Consider the following 20,956-nt stretch of genomic DNA (forward strand, 5'->3'; position numbering starts at 1 on the left):
TTCACCATCGTCATTCCAGGCGCGATTGCGCATCGGGGAATGAGGATGGAAGCGAGACCGGCCTACGACTGCGTCTGGCTCTGCCATTGCCCGGGACGCCCGGCCTGATCGACCTTCACCGCGACGGTCAGCGTTTCGGTGCCGCCGCCGTAGCGGGTGCCGCGGACCGGAGCCGCGCCGAGATAGTCGAGGCCGATCGCGACGCGGGCGTGGGCGTCGGTGGTGCAGATGCCGTTGGCCGCATCGAAGCCGATCCAGCCGAGATCCGGCACAAATGCCTCGGCCCAGGCGTGGCCGGCCTGCTGGTTGACCATGCCGTCGGAGCGCAGGAAATGGCCGGAGACGAACCGCGCCGGAACGCCGCCGGCGCGCGCGCAGGCGATGAAGATGTGCGCATAGTCCTGGCACACGCCGCGCTTCAGCGCGAACGCCTCGGAGGCCGAGGTCGTGCTGCTGGTCGGATCCTCGTCAAAGGTCATGTGCTCGAAGATCTGCACCATCAGCGCGTGCAGGAAGCCGAGCACGTCGCTGCCGGCCTCGGCGCGCAGCTCGCGCACGAACGTCGCCATCGCTGGGTTGAGGTCGGTGAGCGGTGTCGGGCGCAGGAACAGGCTCGGCGGAAACCGCTCGTCGGTGCCGCGCAGCACGCCGCCGGTGTCCTGGGTCTCGAGCAGACCTTCGCAATGGATGGTGAGGTCGGCGATCGAACCGTGCGTCAGCACATGGGTGACGTTGCCGAATGCGTCCTCATGGGTGTCCAGCTTGGAATCGGTCGAGACGTCGATCTGCCACTCGGCGACATACTGGCCGTCATGGCTGCTCGGTGTCATTCGCAGAATCTGGATCACGCCCGAAGCCGCCGGCTCGTAGCGGTAGGTGGTGGTATGGGCTATCCGCAGGCGCATGGCATGATTCCAGTAGGTTAGATCAGGTATTGCCGCAACGGGATTTTGCCCTCCCGGAGGGAAGATTGAACGCCCGCGCAGTGTCCCTGATGCGCGTCCTTACCCTAGATCAGGTACTGCTTGGTGATGATCTCGCCCAGCCGCGAGTTGTCCGCAATGAATTCCTGGATGAATTCATGCACGCCGCGCTGGAAGATATCGTCCATATGGCTGTGCTCGAGCCGGTTCCTGATGCCGCGGGCGTGACGCTGGGAGGGGCCCTGGCGGCCGTAGGCGACGCCGATCTGGTCGAGATTGCGCACCAGATTGCTGTAGCAGCTCGCCAGCGACCGCGGCAGCGTGTCGTTGAGGATCAGCAAATCGGCGATCAGCCAGGGCTTGAGCGTCTCGCGATAGACCCAGTGATAGGCCGTGGTGGCCGACACCGAGCGCAGGATCGAGGTCCACTGGTAATAATCGAGTGGGCCGCCGACATGCTCCTCCTCGGGCAGCAGCACGTGATACTTCACGTCGAGGATCCGCGCGGTGTTGTCGGCGCGCTCCAGATGCACGCCGAGCCGCGAGAACCAGTAGGCGTCGTTGCGCAGCATGGTCCGGTAGGCCGAGCCGTCGAAGCGCAGCGAGGTCTCCTGCACGAAGCGCAAGAATTTTGCCAGCTCCTCGCGGTTGCCGGTGCCCTTGCTCCAGACCGCCTGCAGCTCGATCCAGGCCGAATTGATGGTGTCCCACATCTCCGACGTCAGCGCGGTGCGCACCGAGCGGGAGTTGAGTCGCGCCGCCTCGATGCAGTTCCTGATCGAGGAGGGATTCTCGGCCGAGACCGACAGATACTCGACGACGTTGCGCTCGTTGGCTTCCTCGTAGTGATCGTAGAAGCTGGCGCCGACGCCGGCGGTCAGCAGGGCGGAGTCCCATTCATTGGTCTTGCCGACATAGGCGGCCGGCAGCGCGGTGACGCGCAGCGTCGCGTCGATGGTGCGCGCGAGATACTCGGCGCGTTCGACGTAGCGGGCCAGCCAGAACAGATTTTCGGCGGTGCGCGACAGCATGCTGACACAACCTCTAGAATGTGATGCCGTTGAGTATGACAGGACGAGTCGCGGGGAACACCTCTCCCCATCGGGGAGAGGTCGGCGCGCAGCTCCGGGTGAGGGGACGCAGGTCCCATGAGAGGGCGTCACCCCTCACCCGGATCGCATCTTGCGATGCGATCCGACCTCTCCCACAAGGGGAGAGGTGAGGTGCCGATGCCGCGCGAACTGAGCACATCGAGAATTCACTCACTCAGTATCCAGGTGTCCTTGGTGCCGCCGCCCTGGCTGGAATTGACCACGAGCGAGCCTTCCTTCAGCGCCACCCGGGTCAGGCCGCCGGGCACGATGGTGGTGCGGTCGCTGCCGGTCAGCACGAACGGGCGGAGGTCGACATGGCGCGGCGCCAGCCCCTTGTCGGTGCAGGTCGGGCAGGTCGAGAGCGCCAGCGTCGGCTGCGCGATGAAGCCTTCGGGCTCGCGCTTGAGCTTGTCGCGGAACGCCTCGATGGTGGCCTTGGTCGCGGCGGGGCCGATCAGCATGCCGTAGCCGCCGGAGCCGTGCACCTCCTTGACGACGAGGTCCGCGAGGTTGTCGAGCACATAGGACAGATCCTGCGGTTCCCGGCAGCGCCAGGTCTGCACGTTCTTCAGGATCGGCTCCTCGCTGAGATAGAACTTCACGATATCGGGCATGTAGGAGTAGATCGCCTTGTCGTCGGCGATGCCGGTGCCGACCGCGTTGGCGAGCGTGATGTTGCCGGCCGCATAGGCCGACATCAGCCCGGGCACGCCGAGCGCGGAGTCCGGCCGGAAGGTGAGAGGATCGAGGAAGTCGTCATCGACGCGGCGGTAGATCACGTCGACCCGCTTCAGCCCCTCGGTGGTGCGCATGAACACCTCGTCGTTCTTGACAATGAGGTCGCGCCCTTCGACCAGCTCGATGCCGAGCTTATCGGCCAGGAACGAATGCTCGTAATAGGCTGAGTTGTAGACGCCCGGCGTCATCAGCGCGACCGTCGGCTCGGCCGCGGCGCTGTGCGGCGCCACCGAGCGCAGCGCCGAGAGCAGCTCGTCCGGATAGCGCTCGACCGGCGCGACGCGGTGCCGGGCGAACAGGTCCGGAAACAGCCGCATCATGATCTCACGGTTTTCCAGCATGTAGGACACGCCGGACGGCGTGCGCGCATTGTCCTCCAGCACGATGAAATTGTCCGCGTCGGTGCGGATGATGTCGATGCCGGCGATGTGGACGTAGATGTCGTGCGGCACGTCCTGGCCGTTCATCTCCGGGCGGAACACCGGGTTCTGGAAGATCAGGTCCTCGGGAATGATGTTGGCGCGCAGGATGTCGCGGCCGTGATAGATGTCCTTGAGGAACATGTTGAGCGCGAGCACGCGCTGCTTCAGGCCCTTCTCCAGCAGCGTCCATTCGCTGGCCGACATGATGCGCGGGATGACGTCGAAGGGGATCAGCCGCTCGGTGGCTTCGGCATCGCCATAGACCGCGAAGGTGATGCCGATCCGGCGGAACAAGAGCTCCGCCTCCTGGCGCCGATATTCGAGGGCATCCGCCGGCGTCTCCTTGAGCCAGCGGGAGAGCTCCTGGTAGGCCGGACGGAGGTCGCCCCCGAGGCCGTTCATCTCATCGAACGCTGCTGCCATAAACCCCGACTGCCCTCCCAAGCCGCATCACACAGTGCATGACTTGATGGGATGGTAGCAAGGGGCGGGCCAGCGCGATATGCATTGGCTGGCGGCATTTGCTAAGGGTGACTTGGCGGCTGCCCGAAAAACCGGCTGAGGTCTGCTTAATTCGACGGCAAAACCCCGTGACATCAAGGCATTGGACCGGCAATGTCAGGGGATCAAGTTAGGGAATGAGACCATGAGCGAGATCGTCACGGCAGGGCTTCTGGTGATCGGCGACGAGATCCTGTCCGGCCGGACCAAGGACAAGAACATCGGCTTCATCGCCGAATACCTGACCAATATCGGCATCGACCTGAAGGAGGTGCGCGTCGTCGCCGACGAGGAGGCCGACATCATCGCTGCCCTTGATGCGCTGCGGCATCGCTACACCTACGTGTTCACGACCGGCGGCATCGGACCGACTCATGACGACATCACCGCCGACAGCGTGGCGAAGGCGTTCGGGGTCGACATCCATCATCATCCCGACGTGGTGGCCCGGTTCAGGGAGCGCTGGAGCGGGCAGGATCTGAACGAGGCGCGGCTGCGCATGGCCCGCGTGCCTGACGGCGCCGAGCTGATCCAGAGCGCGACGATCCTGGCGCCGGGCTTCAAGCTCGGCAATGTCATCGTGATGGCCGGCATCCCCACCATCATGCAGGCGATGATGGACATCGTGGCGCCGACCTTGAAGTCCGGCGTGCGGATGCTGTCGGATTCGGTCCGGGCCGACGCGAGGGAGGGAGATATCGGCGGTCCCTTGCGTGCGATCGCGCTCGCGCATCCGGACACGATCATCGGCAGCTATCCGTTCCAGGACGAGAACCAGAAGCCGAACACCAATCTCGTGGTGCGCTCGCGCGATCCGGACAAGCTCGCCGCGGCAATGGCCGCGGTGAAGGAGATGCTGAAGCAGGTGCAGGCCGCGCAGAACAAGCCGGCGGTGGATTGAGACGAGATGGTTGATAAGCCTTCCGATCAGATTGCACAGGAGCGCGCCGGTCGGCCGTTTCCGGTGTCGTGGGATCAATTTCATCGCGACTGCCGGGCGCTGACCTGGCGGCTCAACGAGGTCGGCCCGTTCCATGCGGTCATCGCGATCACCCGCGGCGGGCTGGTGCCGGCCGCGATCGTGGCGCGTGAGCTCGGCTTGCGCGTGATCGACACCGTTTGCGTGGCGAGTTACGACCACGACAAGCAGGGCGACCTCAAGGTGCTCAAGGGCATTTCGGAGCAGACCGCCAAGCTTGGCGGCGGCACCGGCAAGGGGCTTCTGATCGTCGACGACCTCGTCGACACCGGCAAGACCGGCAAGCTGGTGCGCGAACTGCTGCCCGACGCGCATTTCGCCACCGTCTATGCCAAGCCCAAGGGGCGACCGCTGGTCGACACCTACATCACCGAAGTGTCGCAGGACACCTGGATCTACTTCCCGTGGGACACCGCACTGTCGTTCCAGCCGCCGATCCGCGATGGCGCGGCGTGAGAAAGAGCGAATAGCGAATGGTGAGTAGCGAACAGTCTATTCGCCATTCGCTACTCACCATTCGCCGCGGAGCGCACCATGCCCCTGCAAAATCGCGTCACACCGACAGGCGAGATCGTTGCGTCAGAACATCGCGGCACCTTCACTGGCAATCGCGGCATCATTCACGACCCCGCGACGCGGACGCTCCTGAAAAGACGCTGGTCGTCGCCGGCCTGGCTGACCTGCGTCTGCGAGTTCAGGGGCCGGCGGCGCAAGGTGATGAGCCGGCAGAGCTGGACCGAGCTGTTCTTCCTCGATGAAGCCACTGCCTTCGCCGCCGGACACCGGCCGTGCTTCTACTGCCGCCGCGAAGATGCAAAAAGGTTTCGCGTCGCGTGGGAGCAGGGCAACCGCGTCAGCGATCTCAAGGTCAAGGCGATGGATGCGGTGCTGCACGCCGAGCGGCTCGATCGCGGCAGGAAGCGGCTGCATCCGCTGCCGGTGCCGCTGCATCAATTGCCTGATGGCACGATGGTGCACGAGAGCGAGGAGAGCTACCTCGTCGCTGGCGGCGCCACGCTGCGCTGGTCGTTCAGCGGCTACAGACGGGCTGACGCGGCAGGCACGGCCATGCTGCTGACGCCGCCGTCAACGGTTCGCGCCTTTCAGGCCGGCTACCGGCCGGCGCTGCACCCGAGCGCCATGGTGTAGCTCCCTCTCCCCGTTCTTTACGGGGAGAGGGTTGGGGCGAGGGCTGTCTCCACGTGCTCCGCTGAGATGTATTCGCGGAGATTCCCCCTCACCGAAATTCAAGCTTTGCTTGAATTTCGACCTCTCCCCGCAAGCGGGGCGAGGTGAAGGTACGGCTAAGTCAGCCGCTGCCGCGCCAGCTTCGCGCCGGCGCCGAGCGCGACGAGCTTGGCCTCGGCGATATCCCGCCGCATCGGCGCCATGCCGCAATTGGTGGTCGCGATGATGTTGCTCTTCGGCACGAACTTTGCGACCGCCTCGATCACCTTGACCACGTCCTCTGCGGTTTCGACCTCGTCGCTGGCGACGTCGATCACGCCGGCCTGCACGATCTTGCCGGGCAGCGCCGCCAGCAATTCCAGCGGCACCTTGGAATTGCGGCATTCGATCGCGACCTGCTGGATCGCGCTCTTGTCGATCACGGGGAAAGTCTCTTCGTATTGCCGCCACTCGCCGCCGAGTGTCTGCTTCCAGTCGGTATTGGCCTTGATGCCGTAGCCGTAGCAGATGTGAACCGCGGTGGCGCAGGTCAGGCCTTCGGCCGCGCGCTCCAGCGCCTTGATGCCCCAGTCGCGAACCTCGTCCATGTAGACGTTGAAGGCCGGCTCGTCGAACTGGATCATGTCGACGCCGTCTTCCTGCAGCGCCTTGGCCTCCTGGTTCAACAGCTCGGCGAAGGCGAACGCCATCTTGACCCGGTCGCCGTAATATTGGTCGGCGATGGTGTCGATGATCGTCATCGGGCCGGGCAGGGTGAATTTCAATTTGTTCGTCGTATGGGCGCGCGCGACCCGGGCCTCGCCCTCATGGACGCGGCCCTTGAGCTGCAGCGGCGCCACCACCTGCGGCACCATGGCTTTGTAGCGGTCCTTGCGGATGCCCATCTCGACCTTGTGGGCGAAATCGATGCCCTCGATCTTCTCCAGGAAGCCATGGACAAAATGCTGGCGCGCCTGCTCGCCCTCGGTGACGATGTCGACGCCGGCGTCCTCCTGCAGCTTGATCGCCAGCATGGTGGCATCGCGCTTGGCGCGGGCGAGTTCGGCGCCCTCGGACTTCCAGGGCGCCCACAGCACATTCGGCTCGGCCAGCCATTCCGGCTTGGGCAGGGAGCCTGCGATCGTGGTTGGAAACAGCATGGGAGCCTCCCGGTCGGTTCGGATTGAGCGCCTGTCTGCCATGTCCTATGCTCGGCGTACAGAACAACAAAAGTTTCTGAGAGCGGAATAAGACGCCGATGATCGACCTGCACTACGCGCCGACGCCGAACGGCTGGAAAATCTCGATCATGCTGGAGGAACTGGGGCTGCCCTACACGGTCATCCCGGTGAACATCCGCGCCGGCGAGCAGTTTCGCCCGGAATTTTTGGCGATCAGCCCGAACAACCGCATTCCCGCGATTGTCGACCATGCGCCCGGCGACGGCGGCGGGCCGTTCTCGGTGTTCGAGACCGGCGCGATCCTGATCTATCTCGCCGACAAGACCGGCCGCTTCCTGTCGCAGGAATTGCGGGCGCGGTCGACCGTCATCCAATGGGTGATGTGGCAGATGGGTGGCCTCGGGCCGATGCTCGGCCAGCACGGTCATTTCGCGCTCTATGCGGCCGAAAAGATTCCCTACGCGATCGAGCGCTACCGCGACGAGACGGCGCGGCTCTACGGCGTGCTCGACCGCCAGCTCGGCAAGACCGGCGCCTATATCGCCGGTGACGACTATTCGATCGCCGATATCGCCTGCTTCCCCTGGACCATGACGCACAAGGCGCAGGGCTTTACGCTCGACGATTACCCGCACATCAAGCGCTGGTACGCCACCGTGCGCGCCCGCCCGCAGGTGCAGGCGGGCCTTGCGATCGGCAAGTTCGTCAAGGAGCCGTTCGACGAGGAGTCGCGGAAGGTCATGTTCGGGCAGAGGGCAAAGGAAGTGCTGGGGAAACAGTAGCTCCTCGTCATTCCGGGGCGCGACGAAGTCGTGAGCCCGGAATCCATTGGGCCGCAAGTTTCGTGGAGCGATGGATTCCGGGCTCGCGCCAGGGGCGCGCCCCGGAATGACGAAATTGAGAGAAAGGAAACGCCATGATCGAATTCTTCTTCGACTGTTCCAGTCCCTGGACCTATCTCGCCTGGCACAACATCCAGCCGCTGGCGAAGGAGTTCGGCGCTGCGATCACCTGGCGGCCGATCCTGGTCGGCGGCATCTTCAACACCGTCAATCCGTCGGTCTATGCCCAGCGCGAGACGCCGGTGCCGCTGAAGGCGCGCTACATGAAGAAGGATCTCGGCGACTGGGCGCGCTCGGCGGGCCTTGCGATCAAGATGCCGCCGACGGTGTTTCCGGTGAACAGCGTCAAGGCGATGCGCGGCTGCATCTGGCTCGGCAATGAAAAAATGGTGCCGTTCGCCCGCGCGGTATTCGAAGCCTATTGGGGTGACGACAAGGACATCTCGCAGGATGCCGTGCTGACCGAGATCTGCGGCAAGGTCGGGATCGATCCGGCGCAATTCTTTGCCGGCATCGGCGATCAGGCGATCAAGGATCAACTCAAGGCCAACACCGATGAAGTGATGGCGCGCGGTGGCTTCGGCTCACCGACCATCTTCGTCGGCAAGACCGACATGTATTTCGGCAATGACCGCCTGCCGCTGATCCGCGAAGCGCTGGCGCGCAGCAAGGCGAGCGCCGCCTGATGCCGAAAGCCGTTGTTTGCCGCGAGCTCGGACCGCCCGAGCGCTTGAAGCTGGAGAGCTTTGCCTCGGCGCCCTTGAAGCCGGGCGAAGTGCGCGTCGCGATCCGTGCCGCCGGGATCAATTTCCCCGATATCTTGATGGCCGCGGGCGAGTACCAGCTCAAGCCGCCGCTGCCGTTCACGCCGGGCTCGGAAGCATCCGGCGATGTCGTCGAGGTCAATCAGGCCGCTGATGTCGCCGTCGGCGACAAGGTGATCGTCAAGATGCGGTTCGGCGCCTATTGCGACGAGACGGTGGCAGTGCCGTCGCAGCTCGTGCCCGTGCCGTCGACTTTCGACTACGCGGAGGGCGCCACGTTTCTCGCCGCGCACGGCACGGCGTATCACGCGCTGATCGACCGCGGCCAGATCAAGCCGGGCGAGGTGCTGCTGGTGCATGGTGCTGGCGGCGGCGTCGGGCTCGCCGCGGTCGAGATCGGCAAGCTGCTCGGCGCTACCGTGATCGCGGCCGCCTCATCTGAGGAGAAGCTTGCGATCGCCAAAGCGCGCGGTGCCGATCATCTCGTGCTCTACGAGCGCGAGCCGTTCCGCGATGCCGTCAAGCGGCTGACCGATGGCCGCGGCGCCGACGTGGTGTTCGATCCCGTCGGCGGCGAGGTGTTCGAGAACTCGATGCGCTGCATCAACTGGGGCGCGCGGATCCTCGTGGTCGGCTTCACCGGCGGCATCGGCCTGGCGCGGACCAATCTGCTCATGATCAAGGGCGCAAGCGTGCTCGGCGTTCGCGCCGGCGAGGCGGTGCGCAAGGATCCTGCGCTCGGCGAGGTCAGGTTCAAGGCGCTGAGCGAATGGGCCGAGGCCGGCAAGGTGCGGCCGAGCATCTCGCACCGCCTGCCGCTGGAGGATTTTGCCAAGGCGATGCGGCTGCTGATCGAGCGCAAGGCGATCGGGCGGGTGGCGCTGATGATGCAGTAGCGGCTCGTCATTGCGAGCCATTGGCTCCTCGCCATGACGGTTATGGCGTAGTGAACCTTCCCTCGCGCAAAAACGCGATCGTCTGCGCGATGGCGTCGCGGTTGCGCACCAGCCACGGATGTGAGGTGCGGATCACGATGTGATCGGCCATGCCGTCGAGCATCGTGCCGGCGACCGAGACCCGGCCGTCATGCGGGCGCGGCAGCATCACCGAGGTGATCGGATAGACCGAGCGGTTGCCGGCGATGATGCCGGCCGGATAGTCGATGTCAGGCAGCAGCGCGCTGGTCGCGGCATCGCGGCGGGTGACAAGCTGCTGGCCGGCCGGGCCGAAGAAGGCGCGATAAGCCGGAAAATTCTTCAGGCGGTCGGCGATTTCGCTGCCGCCGTTCGGCGTGCCCAGCATCACGACGCGGCCGAGCCGCAATGGACGATGTCTTGCGAGATAGGCGCGGGCGAGCAGGCCGCCCATCGAATGGCAGACGAAATGAACGCAGCCACTGATCGCGTTCGCGAACGGATCGATCGAGGGGTGGATATCTTCTGCCAGCGCATCGAGCGGCTTGCGCCGGCTGTCATAGTCGAGATTGAGCGTGGCAAAGCCCGCGTCCTTCAGCGCGAGCTCCATCCGGCGGAACGAGCGCGCAGTCCTGCTGATGCCGTGCAGCAGGACGACGCCGTCGGTGGTGGACGCCGCGGGACGCCGTTCGCTCACTTATACTCGTGCTCTTGCCACCACGGGAAATAGTCGGGCATGTCCGAGGACACCTTGTTCTTGAACTGCGCGGGTCGCTTCTCCAGGAACGACACCACGCCCTCCTTGACGTCGTCGGAGCGGCCGCGAGCATAGATGCCGCGGCTGTCGACCTTGTGCGCTTCCATCGGATCGTCGGCGCCCAGCATGCGCCACATCATCTGGCGGATCAGCGCCACCGACACCGGCGCGGTCTTGGCCGCGAACTCCTTGGCCAGCGCACGCGCGGTCGGCAGCAGATCGTCCGGCGGCACCACCTTGCTGACGAGCCGGCCGGCGAGCGCTTCCTGCGCCGGGAACACGCGGCCCGAATAGCACCATTCCAGCGCCTGCGAGATGCCGACGATGCGCGGCAGGAACCAGCTTGAGGCGGCCTCCGGCACGATGCCGCGCTGGGAAAACACGAAGCCGAATCGCGCAGCCTCCGAGGCGATGCGGATGTCCATCGCCAGCTGCATGGTGACACCGATGCCGACCGCGGGGCCGTTCACCGCGGCGATGACAGGCTTCAGGCACTTGAAGATGCGCAGCGTCACCTGGCCGCCGCCGTCGCGGACTTGCGGATCGCTGTAGTCGACGCTGCCGTCGGCATTGCGCTTGACCGGGCCGCGCCGCGCGTCGCGGTCGAACGTGTTGGCGCCGGAGGAGAGGTCGGCGCCGGCGCAGAAGCCGCGGCCTGCACCGGTGACAATGATGGCCCTGACCTCATCGTCCTGGTCGGCTTTGTCGAACGCGTCGATCAGCTCCTGCTGCATCGTGGCGTTGAAGGCGTTGAGCTTGTCGGGCCGGTTCAGCGTGATCGTGAGAATCTTCTCGTCGATCTCGTACTTGATTGTTTCATACGCCATGGGGGTTCCTTCCTTTGTCCGCCTCTTGATGATCATCGCATGATCTCTATCACGTCATTCCGGGGCGCGCGAAGCGCGAGCCCGGAATCCATTCATCCACGGCGCATGTGGGCAAATGGATTCCGGGCCTGGCCCTTCGGGCCATCCCGGAATGACGGAGAGAGGTGGTATCTTATTTCTTCGGCGGCGTCGGCCACGGCTTCTGCGGGCCGCGCAGGCCCTCGAACGCCTTGCCCATGCCGAGCACGCCGATGTCGTCGAAGCGTCGGCCGATGATCTGGATGCCGATCGGAAAGCCCTTCTTGTCGTAGCCGCCGTTGATTGCCAGCGCCGGGTTCTCCGACATATTCCACGGCACGGTAAAGCAGATGTGCTCGAACGGCTTTGCCGGGTCGTTGAGCGGCGCGGCGTACTCCGCCGGGAAGTTCACCACCGGCGAGACCGGCGAGATCACGTAGTCGACCTCGCAGAACAGCTTTGTCGCGGCGGCGCGGATCGCCATGGTCTGGTTGAAGCCGCGCACCACGTCGACGCCGGATAGCTTTGCGCCGGCCTCGGCCCAGCTCAGGATGTAGGGCAGGGTCTTGCCGCGGTCGGCTGGCGACAGTTTCGACAGCTCGTCCCAGGTCCGGGCGCGCCAGAAATGGTCGAGGCCTTCCAGCATCTCGGGCGTCAGGATGCCGTCGATCTCGGTCACCACCGCGCCGGCGGATTCGAACGCCTTCGCCGCCTTGACGACGACGTCGCGAGCTTCCTTCTCCAGCTTCTGGCCGGAGCCGGCATCGAGCATCAGGCCGATGCGCAGCTTGCGCGGCGATTTCTCCAGCGCCTTCCAGTTGACCTCGAGCGCGGGCAGGCTCATGCCGTCGCGACGGTCGGGTCGCGACAGCACGCTCATCATCAGCGCTGCGTCGTCGACGCTGCGGGTCATCGGGCCGGCGACGCGGCCGACATAGGGCGGATCGATCGGAACGCGGCCGAGGCTCGGCTTCAGCGCGACGAGGCCGCACCAGGCGGCCGGCAGCCGCACCGAGCCGCCGATATCCGTGCCGAGATGCAGCGGGCCGTAGCCGGCCGCACCGGCCGCGCCCGCGCCGGAGCTCGAGCCGCCGGGATTCTTGCTGACATCCCAGGGATTGCGGGTGAGCGGATGGAACGAGGACAGCCCCGACGACAGCATGCCGTAGTCCGGCATCGTGGTCTTGGAGAAGATCACGCAGCCAGCCTCGCGCAGCCGCGCCGCGGGCGGCGCGTCTTTCGCCGCCGGCGTGAGCTTCACGCTTGCCGAGCCGAGCGGCACCGGCTGGTCCTTGGTCGCGACGTTGTCCTTGATGGTGGCGGGCACGCCGTCGAGCGTGCCGGTCGGCTCGCCCTGTTGCCAGCGCTCGGTCGAGGCCTTCGCGACCTTTCGCGCGCCGTCGGGATCGTAGAGATAGAGCGCCTTGATGTGCGGCTCCCAGGCCGCGACCTGGGCGATGATCTCTTCCAGCACCTCCGACGGCGAGAACTGCTTGGCGCGGTAGCCGGCGAGCAGGTCGACGGCGGAGAGATCGTGCAGCGAGGTGATGGCGTCCTGTTTCGGCTTATGCATGGGCACCTACCGGCAGGCGTTTCTCGATGATGCGGGCGAACATGCTGGCGCCGATCGGCAGGATCTTGTCGTCGAGAACGTAACCGGGATTGTGCACGGGCACCGAGCCGTCATGGCCGACCCAGAAATAGGCGCCGGGCACGGCCTGCATCATGTCGGCGAAATCCTCGCTGCCCATCTTGGGCGTCGAGCGGGTGATCACCTTGGCCGGATCGACGACGGTGCGCGCGACTTCCTCGACGACGCGGGACTGCTCTTCCTGATTGACCAGCACGCTGAAGCCGTCGCGGATCTCGACCGAGATCTCGGCGTCATAGGCGGCGGCAAAACCGGCAGCGATCTCGCGCATGCGCTTGCGGATCAGCGCGCGGACCTCCTCGGAGAAGCAGCGTACCGTGCCGCACATCCAGGCTTCGCCGGGAATGACGTTGTACGCCGAGCCGGAATGGATCTGGGTGATCGACAGCACCGCCGCCTGCAGCGGATCGACGTTGCGGCTGACGATCGACTGCAGCGCCTGACCGAGCGTCATTGCGATCACCACCGCATCCTTTGAGCGCTCCGGCATCGCGCCATGGGCGCCATAGCCCTGGATCCTGATGTCGAAGAAGTCGGCCGCGGCCATCGCCGGGCCCGGCAGGATCGCGATCTCGCCATGGTTGAGGTCGGGCGCGTTGTGCAGGCCGTAGACCTCGTCGCAGGGGAACTGCTTGAACAGGCCGTCCTTGATCATCGCGCGGGCGCCGCCGAGGCCTTCCTCGGCGGGCTGGAAGATGAAGTGCACGGTGCCGTCGAAATTGCGGGTCTCGGCGAGGTAGCGCGCCGAGCCGAGCAGCATCGTGGTGTGACCGTCATGGCCGCAGCCGTGGAAGCGGCCGGGAATCGTCGAACGCCACTTCAGATTGGTGTTTTCCTCCATCGGCAGCGCGTCCATGTCGGCGCGCAGGCCGATCTTCTTGGTGCCGTTGCCCTTGCCCTTGAGCACGCCGACCACGCCGGTGCCGCCAAGGCCGCGATGCACCTCGATGCCCCAGCTCGTCAGCTTCTCGGCAACGATCCCCGACGTGCGCACCTCCTCGAACCCGATCTCGGGATGCGCATGCAAATCCCGCCTGATGGCAGTGAGTTCGTCGGCATAGCTGTCGATGCGCTCAATTGTCGGCATGGGTCCTATCCGTCTGTGCGTGATGGGGAGGGTGGTGTGAAGGCAGCGCCGTTCGGCTTGATGCGAATGCCCGGCCGCAGATGCTTCCAGGGCAGCGTGGCGGGATCGGCCGGCATCGCGCCGGGCGCGGCGCAAATCAGCAGCTTTTCGGCGATCGGCTCGAAATCGGCGCGGAAATGCACCGAGCTCTTGTTGACCAGAATCTTCTGCGCCGTCGGCTCGATTCCGACATAGCGGTACATCGCCTGGTCGGCGAGTTGCGCCTTGTACGAGGCGACGACGACGCGGATATCGCCGATGCGCAGGCACGCCGACAGGCCCATATCCATGTCGCGGCCGCCGTAGAACGGACCCGGCGCAAGGAATTTGCCGTCGGAGAGCTGTTCGACCACGAAACTCTCGCGATATGGCGCATCGCCGGGAATGCCCGACTTGCCGCCGAGATCGAGCGTGACGGTCGCGCCGGCGCCGGCCGCATGGGCCGCCCTGGCCGATTGCGGATCGCAGATCACGCCGGTGGCGCCGCTCGCCCGGTTGCGCACCAGTGCGCGCAGCATGCCGGTGGTATCGGAAGTGCCGCCGGCGCCCGGATTGTCCTGGGTGTCGGCGATCACGATCGGCTTGGTCGCCGACCGCGCCAGCTCCATCGCGTAGCGGATGCCGTCGTCCGGTGAATAGATGCCGCCGTCGAAATCGTCCTCATGGCCTTCGACCAGCGCGAGGATGCGGTCGGCGGCCGCATCGGCGTCGGCCTGCGTCCGGCCGTAGGCGAACACGCTCGGGCCGCAATCGCGGAAATCGGCGGCCGGGAAGCCGAACGCAAACGACAGTGTCGGCACCGCCTCGCTCTCCAGCGCGGCAAGCTTCTGGTAGATGCCCCTGGCCGGCTGGTCGTTGGTGCATTGCCAGCTGATCGGGATCAGGAACGGTACCTGGCGAAACGCCTTCGCGAGGCGCTGTCCGGACTTGAGCAGCAGAGCGAGGTGCCTGGCGCAGGCGCGGCCGGTGTCGGCCATGTCGACATGCGGATAGGTGCGATAGGCGATCAGCGCGTCGGCATGGGCGATCATCTCGGGCGAGACGTTAGCATGCAGATCGAGGCTCGCGACCAGCGGCACATCGTGGCCGATCGTCTTGCGGACGCGGGCGAGGATCTCGGCTTCGCCGTCGTCAAGGTGCTCGGTCACCATCGCGCCGTGCAGATCGAGATAGACCCCGTCGACCGGGCCGGCCGCGGCGATGCCGTCGACCATCTCCGTCACGATGCGTTCGAAGGCGTCCTTCGTCACATGCGCCGACGGCGTCGCGCCGGCCGCGACCGTCGGGACCAGCTCCCAGCCATGGGCCTCGGCCGTCTCGGCAAAGCCGGCGAGGCCGGCATTGATCCGGCGCATCACCTTGAGCACGCCGGCGCCATGCGTCATCGCCGGCCAGCCGCCGCCATGCACGAAATCATCATAGGTGGCCTTCGCCGGCGCGAAGGTATTGGTCTCGTGCAGGAAGCCGCCAACGGCGATGCGGGTCATTAAGTCGGTCTCGACACTTTTCTTCGGTTGAGCATGATCTATTCGGAAAACCGGTGGCCCACTTTTCCGGATCGTTGCTCTTGCGGGCGACGTTAAGCGTGTCGTTGCGCCAAGCGCAAGGCGTGGAGCACTGCCGGATTTGCATGCCCTCAACGCAGTCCGTCATTGCGAGCGAGCGGTTTGTAGCCCGGATGCAGCGAAGCGCAATCCGGGACAGCCGGCACCGCGTGCGAGAACCCGGATTTCGCTTCGCTGCATCCGGGCTACGGATTTACTCCGCGGCTTCGGAAACCGGACGGAAGTTGGCAAAATCCCAACCGCGACCAGGCGCCGCATCCAGCAGCGCGCGGGTGTAGGCCTGCTGCGGATTGGTCAGCACCTCGGCCGCCGGTCCCTGCTCCACGATGCGGCCATGCTGCATCACGGCGACGTCGTCGCAGATCTGCGCAGCGACACGCAGGTCGTGCGTGATGAACAACAGCGCGATGCCGAGCCGCTTCTGGATTTCGTCAAGCAGATCGAGCACCTGCGCTTGCACCGAGACGTCGAGCGCGGAGACGGCTTCGTCCGCCACCAGCACGTCGGGATCGAGCGCCAGGGCGCGCGCGATCGCGATGCGCTGGCGCTGGCCGCCGGAGAACTGGTGCGGGTAGCGCGAGATGGCGTCGGGCGGCAGGTGGACCAGCTCGAGCAGTTCGCGCGCCCGCGCCAGCGCATCCTTGCGCGGCATGCCGTAATTGATCGGGCCTTCGGCGATGCTCTCGCCGACGGTGACGCGCGGATTGAGCGAGCGATAGGGGTCCTGGAAGATGATCTGGATCTTCTTGCGGTGCGGCTGCAGCAGCCGCCGCGACAAATCCGAGATCTCGCGGCCGGCGAGGCGCACGCCGCCCGACGTCGGATCGATCAGGCGCACGATGCAGCGCGCCACCGTCGATTTGCCGGAGCCGCTTTCGCCGACGATGCCGAGCGTGCGGCCCTTGCGTAAAGTGAGGGTGACGTCTTTCGCGGCGGCGACCTCGCGGGCTTTGCCGAACATCGAGCGTTCGCGGTAGACCTTGCCGAGCTCGTTGGCCTCCAGCACCACCGGCTCGCTGGTCTCGGGGCGCGGCGTGCGGGGCACGAGACTGGGTACCGAGGACAGCAGGTTGCGGGTGTATTCCATCTTCGGGTGGCGCAGCACGTCGTCGAGCGGGCCGCTCTCGACCAGCCGGCCGTGCCGCATCACCGCGACGCGGTCGGCGATCTCGGCGACCACGCCCATGTCGTGGGTGATGAACAGCACCGCGGTGCCGTGATCGCGCTGCAGGTCGCGGATCAGCGTGAGGATCTGCTTCTGGGTGGTGACATCGAGCGCGGTGGTCGGCTCGTCCGCGATCAACAGCTTCGGCTCCAGGACCAGGGCCATCGCAATCATGATGCGCTGGCGCTGGCCGCCCGAGAGGCGGTGCGGGTAGGAGGCGAAGATGCGCTCGACGTCCGGCAGCCGCACATGCTCCATCATCGCCAGGATCTTCTGCTGGCGCGCGCGGGCGTCGAGATCGGTATGGGCGCGCAGCACCTCGTCGATCTGGCGGCCGACATGCACCACCGGATTGAGCGCGGTCATTGGCTCCTGGAAGATCATCGCCATCCGCGTCGCGCGCAATTGCCGCAAGCGGCGGTCGCTGGCGGTGAGCAGTTCCTCGCCGACCAGTTTGACGCTGCCGCCTGACGGCACCAGCGTGCCCTTTTGCAGCAGGCCCATCACCGTCAGCGAGGTGACCGACTTGCCCGAGCCGCTTTCGCCGACGAGGCACAGCGTCTCGCCCTCGCGGACCTGCAGCGAAAGGTCATCGATGATGCGGTGCGCGTCCGCCTTGCGGCCGAGGCCGACGACGAGGTTGTTGATGTCGAGGACGACGTTGGTCGAGTTGGCTGCGGTCACTTGCCCTCACGCTGCTTCATGCGGGGATCGAGCGCGTCGCGCGCGGCGTCGCCGATCAGATTGACGCTGAGGATGGCGATCGAGAGCAGAAGTCCCGGCCAGAAGATCAGCGACGGCTTGACCTGGAAGTAGGCACGGCCCTCGGCCATGATGTTGCCCCAGGTCGGGGTTTCCGGCGAGATGCCGGCGCCGAGGAACGACAGGATCGCCTCGGTGAGGATCGCGGAAGCGCACACATACGTGCTTTGCACGATCAGCGGCGCGATCGTGTTCGGCATCAAATGCCGCCACATGATCTTGGGCAGGCTGGAGCCGACCGAGATCGCCGCCTCGACATAGGGTTCCTCGCGCGCGGTCAGCACCACCGAGCGCACCAGCCGCGCCACGCGCGGGATCTCGGGGATGGTGATCGCGATCATCACCGTCCAGATGCTGGCGCCCGACAGCGACACCACGGCGATCGCGAGCAGGATGGCGGGGATCGCCATCAGGCCGTCCATGATCCGCATCATCACGGCATCGACCCAGCGGAAGAAGCCGGAGACGAGGCCGATCAAGAGCCCGATCGCGATCGAGCAGACCGCGGCGCCGAGCCCGATCACAAGCGAGATCCGCGCGCCGTAGATGATGCGCGACAGCACATCGCGGCCGAAGGCATCGGTGCCGAGCAGGAACTGCGCGCTTGCCGGCTTCAGCCGTTGCGCCGGCGCCAGCAGCAGCGGATCGTGCGGCGCCAGCAGCGGCGCGCAGATCGCCATCAGGATGATGAGGACGAGGCAAATCGTCGCAACCGCGATGATCGGCGTCGCCGTCAGGAAGCCGAGCCGCAGCCGGAACGGCCGGGTGACGGGGATCGAGGATTCGGGAAGGGTATCGATCGCCATCGCTCAGTACCGGATACGAGGATCGAGCAGGGTATAGGCGAGGTCGATCAAGAGATTGACCGCGACATAGATGCCCGACGTCAGAAGGATCATGGCCTGGATCACCGGATAGTCGCGCGCCAGCACCGCATCGACGGTGAGGCGGCCGATGCCGGGCAGGTTGAACACGCTTTCGGTGACGACGACGCCGGAGATCAGGAGCGCAAAGCCGGAGCCGATCACGGTGATGACCGGCACCGCCGCGTTGCGCAGCGCGTGACGCAGCAGCACGCCGGTCTCGCCGATGCCCTTGGCGCGGGCGGTGCGCACGTAATCCTCGCCGAGCACGTCGAGCATCGAGGCGCGCGTCATGCGCGCGATCAGCGCGACATAGATGAAGGAGAGCGTGCAGGTCGGCAGGATCAGGCGTTCGAAGAATGGACCGAAGCCGGCCGAGATGCTCCTGAAGCCCTGCACCGGCACCCAGTGCAGATTGATCGCAAAGATCTGGATCAGCACATAGCCGATCACGAACACCGGCACCGAGAAGCCGAGCACCGACAGTCCCATCACGAAGCGGTCGATCCAGGTGCCGTGCTTCCACGCCGCGATCACGCCGAGCGGCACCGCGACCACGATCGAAAGGATGATGGTGGCGAGCGCGACCGAGATCGAGGGTTCGAGGCGCGGGCCGATCATCTCGAGGATCGGCTTGTTGGAGATCAGCGAGACGCCGAGATCGCCGTGCAGCAGCTTGACGATCCAGGTGTAGAACTGGATGTAGATCGGCTCGTTGAGCCCGAGCGAGGTTCTGATGCGCTCGAGCTGTTCCGGCGTCGCATTGTCGCCGGCGAGGATCGCGGCGGGATCGCCCGGCGTCAGCCGCAGCAGCAGGAACACGAACAGCGCGACCACGCCCATCACGGGGATGGCGGCAAGGATGCGGCGAAGCAGATAGCCGAGCATGTTGCTAGCTCCATTCAGGCGGTGCGAAGCGAAGGCTGGGCGGCATCATGCTGATTGTGTCCCCGTGATGTGTGTCATGCGCCTCTGCGTCGTTACTCTGAAAGCCGGTCCGAAAGCGATGAATTTGCAGGCAAATACTGTGCCAATGACCGCGCCAGATCAAGCTGCGGTTCAGGCCGCTTGCAGCCTGGAAAGCACGATGTGGCGTCAGTCTCTGCGCCGTGTCGACCGGTCCTGATCGTCTCCCTCTGATCTGAAACCGCAATTTCGAATTGCACATTCTGTGGTGAACGACCGGCGCTGGGCGGTGGGCCATTCACGCTCTCGTCACGCCGCACCAGTTGGCGACGAACAATGCGATGCTCTGCGTTGTCTTGCGCAGGCTGTCGAGCTCGATGCGCTCATTGAACGCGTGCGGGCCGACGCCATAAGGACCATAGCAGAGGGCAGGGATGCCGTAATCGACGCAATAGTAGCGGGTGTCGTTGACGGCGGTGGACAGGCGCTCCTCCATCGGAGCCTGGAAAACCGATTGATGGGCTGCGGACAGCACGGCTTCAGCTTCGCTGCCGGGCTCGCACACCGCGGCGTCGGCCTGAAATCCGCTCCACACCAGTTCGGCCGGGTTGTCGGACAGGAAGTCATCGGTCTTGTGCGCGTCGGCCAAGCATTCCTCGATGCCGCGCATCGCCTCCCGCGGCGTCTCGCCGGGCAACAGACCAAGCCGGCAATCCAGCTCGCACCAGGCCGCGGTCGAACTGGCCCAGTCGCCGCCCTTGATGATGCCGACGTTGAACTTGATCGGATTCTTGACGCCGCGGAACCAGCTGTTGTCGAGCGCCCTTGCGTTGAGCGTCTTAGTGTAATCCTGGAACGCACGCACCAGATGCATCGCCGACAGGATGGCGCTGGTGCCGGTCTCGGAATAGGCGACATGCACCGGCGTGCCGCGCACGCGCAGCCGAAACCAGATCGCCCCGACCTGGGCGCGGGTGAGCGTATGCCCGGTGGGTTCGGGAATCAGGCAGGCGTCGGCGCGATAGCCCCGCATCAGCGTCGACAGCGCGCCGTTGCCGGTGCTTTCCTCCTCGGTCACGGTCTGCAGATGGATGCGGCCGTGCGGCGCGTAGCCGGCGCTTCGGATCGCATCGAGTGCGAAGATCATGGCCGAGACGCCGGCCTTCATGTCCTGTGCGCCGCGTCCGAACATCCAGCCGTCGCGGACCGCAGCCGCGAACGGCGGGTGGTCCCAAAGGTCCGCAGGCCCCTCCGGCACGACATCGATATGACCTTGCAGGATCAGGCTGCGTCCGCTGCCCTTGCCGTTGAGCGTCGCAACGACCTGCTGCGATCCGGCAAGATCGATGCCGTCCATCGGTGCAGCCTTCGGATGGCTCATCAGGTCGACGTCGGCGAGGCTGAACGCATCGACGTCGTAGCCGCGCTTGGCGAATTGTTCGGCCAGCCAAAGCTGCTGCGGCGCTTCCTGTCCGCGCAGGCTGCGGAACTGGACCATGCGCGACAGGAAGGCGATCTGATCATCAAAGTTCCGGTCGACGGCAGCGCACAGCTCGCCGGCAATCTGATTCGGCCTGGTCAACGTCTCGGTGGTCATGTCCCGCCTTTCCTGGCGACTTGCATAGAATTGTCGGACCGATGCGAGCGGTGGGGACGTGGTGAAATGCGGCCCCGGCCGAAGCCGGCAGCCGTGTCGTTCACAATTCCACGCTGGACCGCCATGTGACGCGTGTGCGCCGCCGCGATGCGCATTGTGGCCTCCCAAGTTGGCTCGCTTCTCCCCATGGTAAA

The 20,956-nt window shown here is 65.5% G+C and carries 19 protein-coding genes; 6 read left to right on the forward strand and 13 right to left on the reverse strand.

Annotation, left to right across the window (positions count from 1 at the left end):
* Positions 1-62 precede the first annotated feature (62 nt).
* From J6500_RS13270 to J6500_RS13280, 3 genes are all read right to left on the reverse strand, one after another.
* A complete protein-coding gene (locus tag J6500_RS13270) occupies positions 63-905 on the reverse strand; it encodes a transglutaminase family protein (RefSeq protein WP_225713154.1) in 843 nt (280 codons plus the stop codon).
* A gap of 104 nt (positions 906-1,009) precedes the next feature.
* The gene (locus tag J6500_RS13275) at positions 1,010-1,954 is read right to left on the reverse strand and encodes an alpha-E domain-containing protein (protein WP_225713155.1); all 945 of its coding nucleotides are present in this window, start codon (positions 1,952-1,954) and stop codon (positions 1,010-1,012) included.
* A gap of 227 nt (positions 1,955-2,181) precedes the next feature.
* Positions 2,182-3,600 (reverse strand): circularly permuted type 2 ATP-grasp protein, encoded by a 1,419-nt coding sequence (locus J6500_RS13280; RefSeq protein ID WP_225713156.1) that lies wholly within the window; start codon positions 3,598-3,600, stop codon positions 2,182-2,184.
* A gap of 223 nt (positions 3,601-3,823) precedes the next feature.
* On the opposite strand from J6500_RS13280, the gene J6500_RS13285 reads away from it, so the two are divergent.
* From J6500_RS13285 to J6500_RS13295, 3 genes are all read left to right on the forward strand, one after another.
* Complete coding sequence (locus tag J6500_RS13285) at positions 3,824-4,579, forward strand: competence/damage-inducible protein A (RefSeq protein ID WP_225713157.1); 756 nt, start codon at positions 3,824-3,826, stop codon at positions 4,577-4,579.
* Between the two features lie 6 nt (positions 4,580-4,585).
* A complete protein-coding gene (gene gpt, locus J6500_RS13290) occupies positions 4,586-5,113 on the forward strand; it encodes a xanthine phosphoribosyltransferase (RefSeq protein ID WP_225713158.1) in 528 nt (175 codons plus the stop codon).
* Positions 5,114-5,191: 78 nt separating this feature from the next.
* Positions 5,192-5,806, forward strand: coding sequence for a hypothetical protein (locus J6500_RS13295; protein WP_225713159.1), 615 nt, complete (start codon positions 5,192-5,194; stop codon positions 5,804-5,806).
* 155 nt (positions 5,807-5,961) lie between these two features.
* Here the strand turns inward: J6500_RS13295 and J6500_RS13300 are convergent, their stop codons facing one another.
* Positions 5,962-6,984 (reverse strand): methionine synthase, encoded by a 1,023-nt coding sequence (locus J6500_RS13300; protein WP_225713160.1) that lies wholly within the window; start codon positions 6,982-6,984, stop codon positions 5,962-5,964.
* Between the two features lie 98 nt (positions 6,985-7,082).
* Between J6500_RS13300 and J6500_RS13305 the strand changes: the two genes are divergently transcribed.
* From J6500_RS13305 to J6500_RS13315, 3 genes are all read left to right on the forward strand, one after another.
* Complete coding sequence (locus tag J6500_RS13305) at positions 7,083-7,787, forward strand: glutathione binding-like protein (RefSeq protein WP_225713161.1); 705 nt, start codon at positions 7,083-7,085, stop codon at positions 7,785-7,787.
* A gap of 134 nt (positions 7,788-7,921) precedes the next feature.
* The gene (locus J6500_RS13310; RefSeq protein WP_225713162.1) at positions 7,922-8,533 is read left to right on the forward strand and encodes a 2-hydroxychromene-2-carboxylate isomerase; all 612 of its coding nucleotides are present in this window, start codon (positions 7,922-7,924) and stop codon (positions 8,531-8,533) included.
* Positions 8,533-9,507: an NADPH:quinone oxidoreductase family protein gene (locus tag J6500_RS13315; protein WP_225713163.1), complete on the forward strand. Its 975-nt coding sequence runs from the start codon at positions 8,533-8,535 to the stop codon at positions 9,505-9,507. Before J6500_RS13310 ends, J6500_RS13315 begins: the two co-directional genes overlap by 1 nt.
* Positions 9,508-9,547: 40 nt before the next feature.
* On the opposite strand, the gene J6500_RS13320 is transcribed toward J6500_RS13315, so the two are convergent.
* The 9 genes from J6500_RS13320 to J6500_RS13360 form a co-directional block, all read right to left on the reverse strand.
* On the reverse strand, positions 9,548-10,222 hold the full coding sequence (locus J6500_RS13320) for an alpha/beta hydrolase (protein ID WP_225713164.1): 675 nt from the start codon (positions 10,220-10,222) through the stop codon (positions 9,548-9,550).
* Positions 10,219-11,109, reverse strand: a complete 891-nt coding sequence (locus tag J6500_RS13325) for a crotonase/enoyl-CoA hydratase family protein (RefSeq protein WP_225713165.1) — start codon at positions 11,107-11,109, stop codon at positions 10,219-10,221. The genes J6500_RS13320 and J6500_RS13325 overlap by 4 nt, the downstream gene beginning before the upstream one ends.
* 172 nt (positions 11,110-11,281) lie before the next feature.
* Entirely contained in the window at positions 11,282-12,700 is a 1,419-nt protein-coding gene (locus J6500_RS13330) for an amidase (RefSeq protein ID WP_225713166.1), read from the reverse strand.
* Positions 12,693-13,865 carry a M20 aminoacylase family protein gene (locus tag J6500_RS13335; RefSeq protein WP_225713167.1) on the reverse strand — a complete coding sequence of 391 codons (1,173 nt, stop codon included), beginning with the start codon at positions 13,863-13,865 and terminating at the stop codon, positions 12,693-12,695. The genes J6500_RS13330 and J6500_RS13335 overlap by 8 nt, the downstream gene beginning before the upstream one ends.
* A 5-nt stretch (positions 13,866-13,870) precedes the next feature.
* The gene (locus J6500_RS13340) at positions 13,871-15,391 is read right to left on the reverse strand and encodes a M81 family metallopeptidase (RefSeq protein WP_225713168.1); all 1,521 of its coding nucleotides are present in this window, start codon (positions 15,389-15,391) and stop codon (positions 13,871-13,873) included.
* A gap of 271 nt (positions 15,392-15,662) precedes the next feature.
* The gene (locus J6500_RS13345; RefSeq protein WP_225713169.1) at positions 15,663-17,318 is read right to left on the reverse strand and encodes an ABC transporter ATP-binding protein; all 1,656 of its coding nucleotides are present in this window, start codon (positions 17,316-17,318) and stop codon (positions 15,663-15,665) included.
* Positions 17,315-18,202, reverse strand: coding sequence for an ABC transporter permease (locus J6500_RS13350; protein ID WP_225713170.1), 888 nt, complete (start codon positions 18,200-18,202; stop codon positions 17,315-17,317). Before J6500_RS13350 ends, J6500_RS13345 begins: the two co-directional genes overlap by 4 nt.
* Positions 18,203-18,205: 3 nt before the next feature.
* Positions 18,206-19,147, reverse strand: a complete 942-nt coding sequence (locus J6500_RS13355) for an ABC transporter permease (RefSeq protein WP_225713171.1) — start codon at positions 19,145-19,147, stop codon at positions 18,206-18,208.
* A 316-nt stretch (positions 19,148-19,463) separates the two neighbouring features.
* A complete protein-coding gene (locus J6500_RS13360; protein ID WP_225713172.1) occupies positions 19,464-20,762 on the reverse strand; it encodes an ArgE/DapE family deacylase in 1,299 nt (432 codons plus the stop codon).
* Positions 20,763-20,956: the final 194 nt, after the last annotated feature.

Origin of the sequence: Bradyrhizobium semiaridum (genome assembly GCF_020329505.1) — a bacterium.
GTDB lineage: Bacteria > Pseudomonadota > Alphaproteobacteria > Rhizobiales > Xanthobacteraceae > Bradyrhizobium > Bradyrhizobium semiaridum.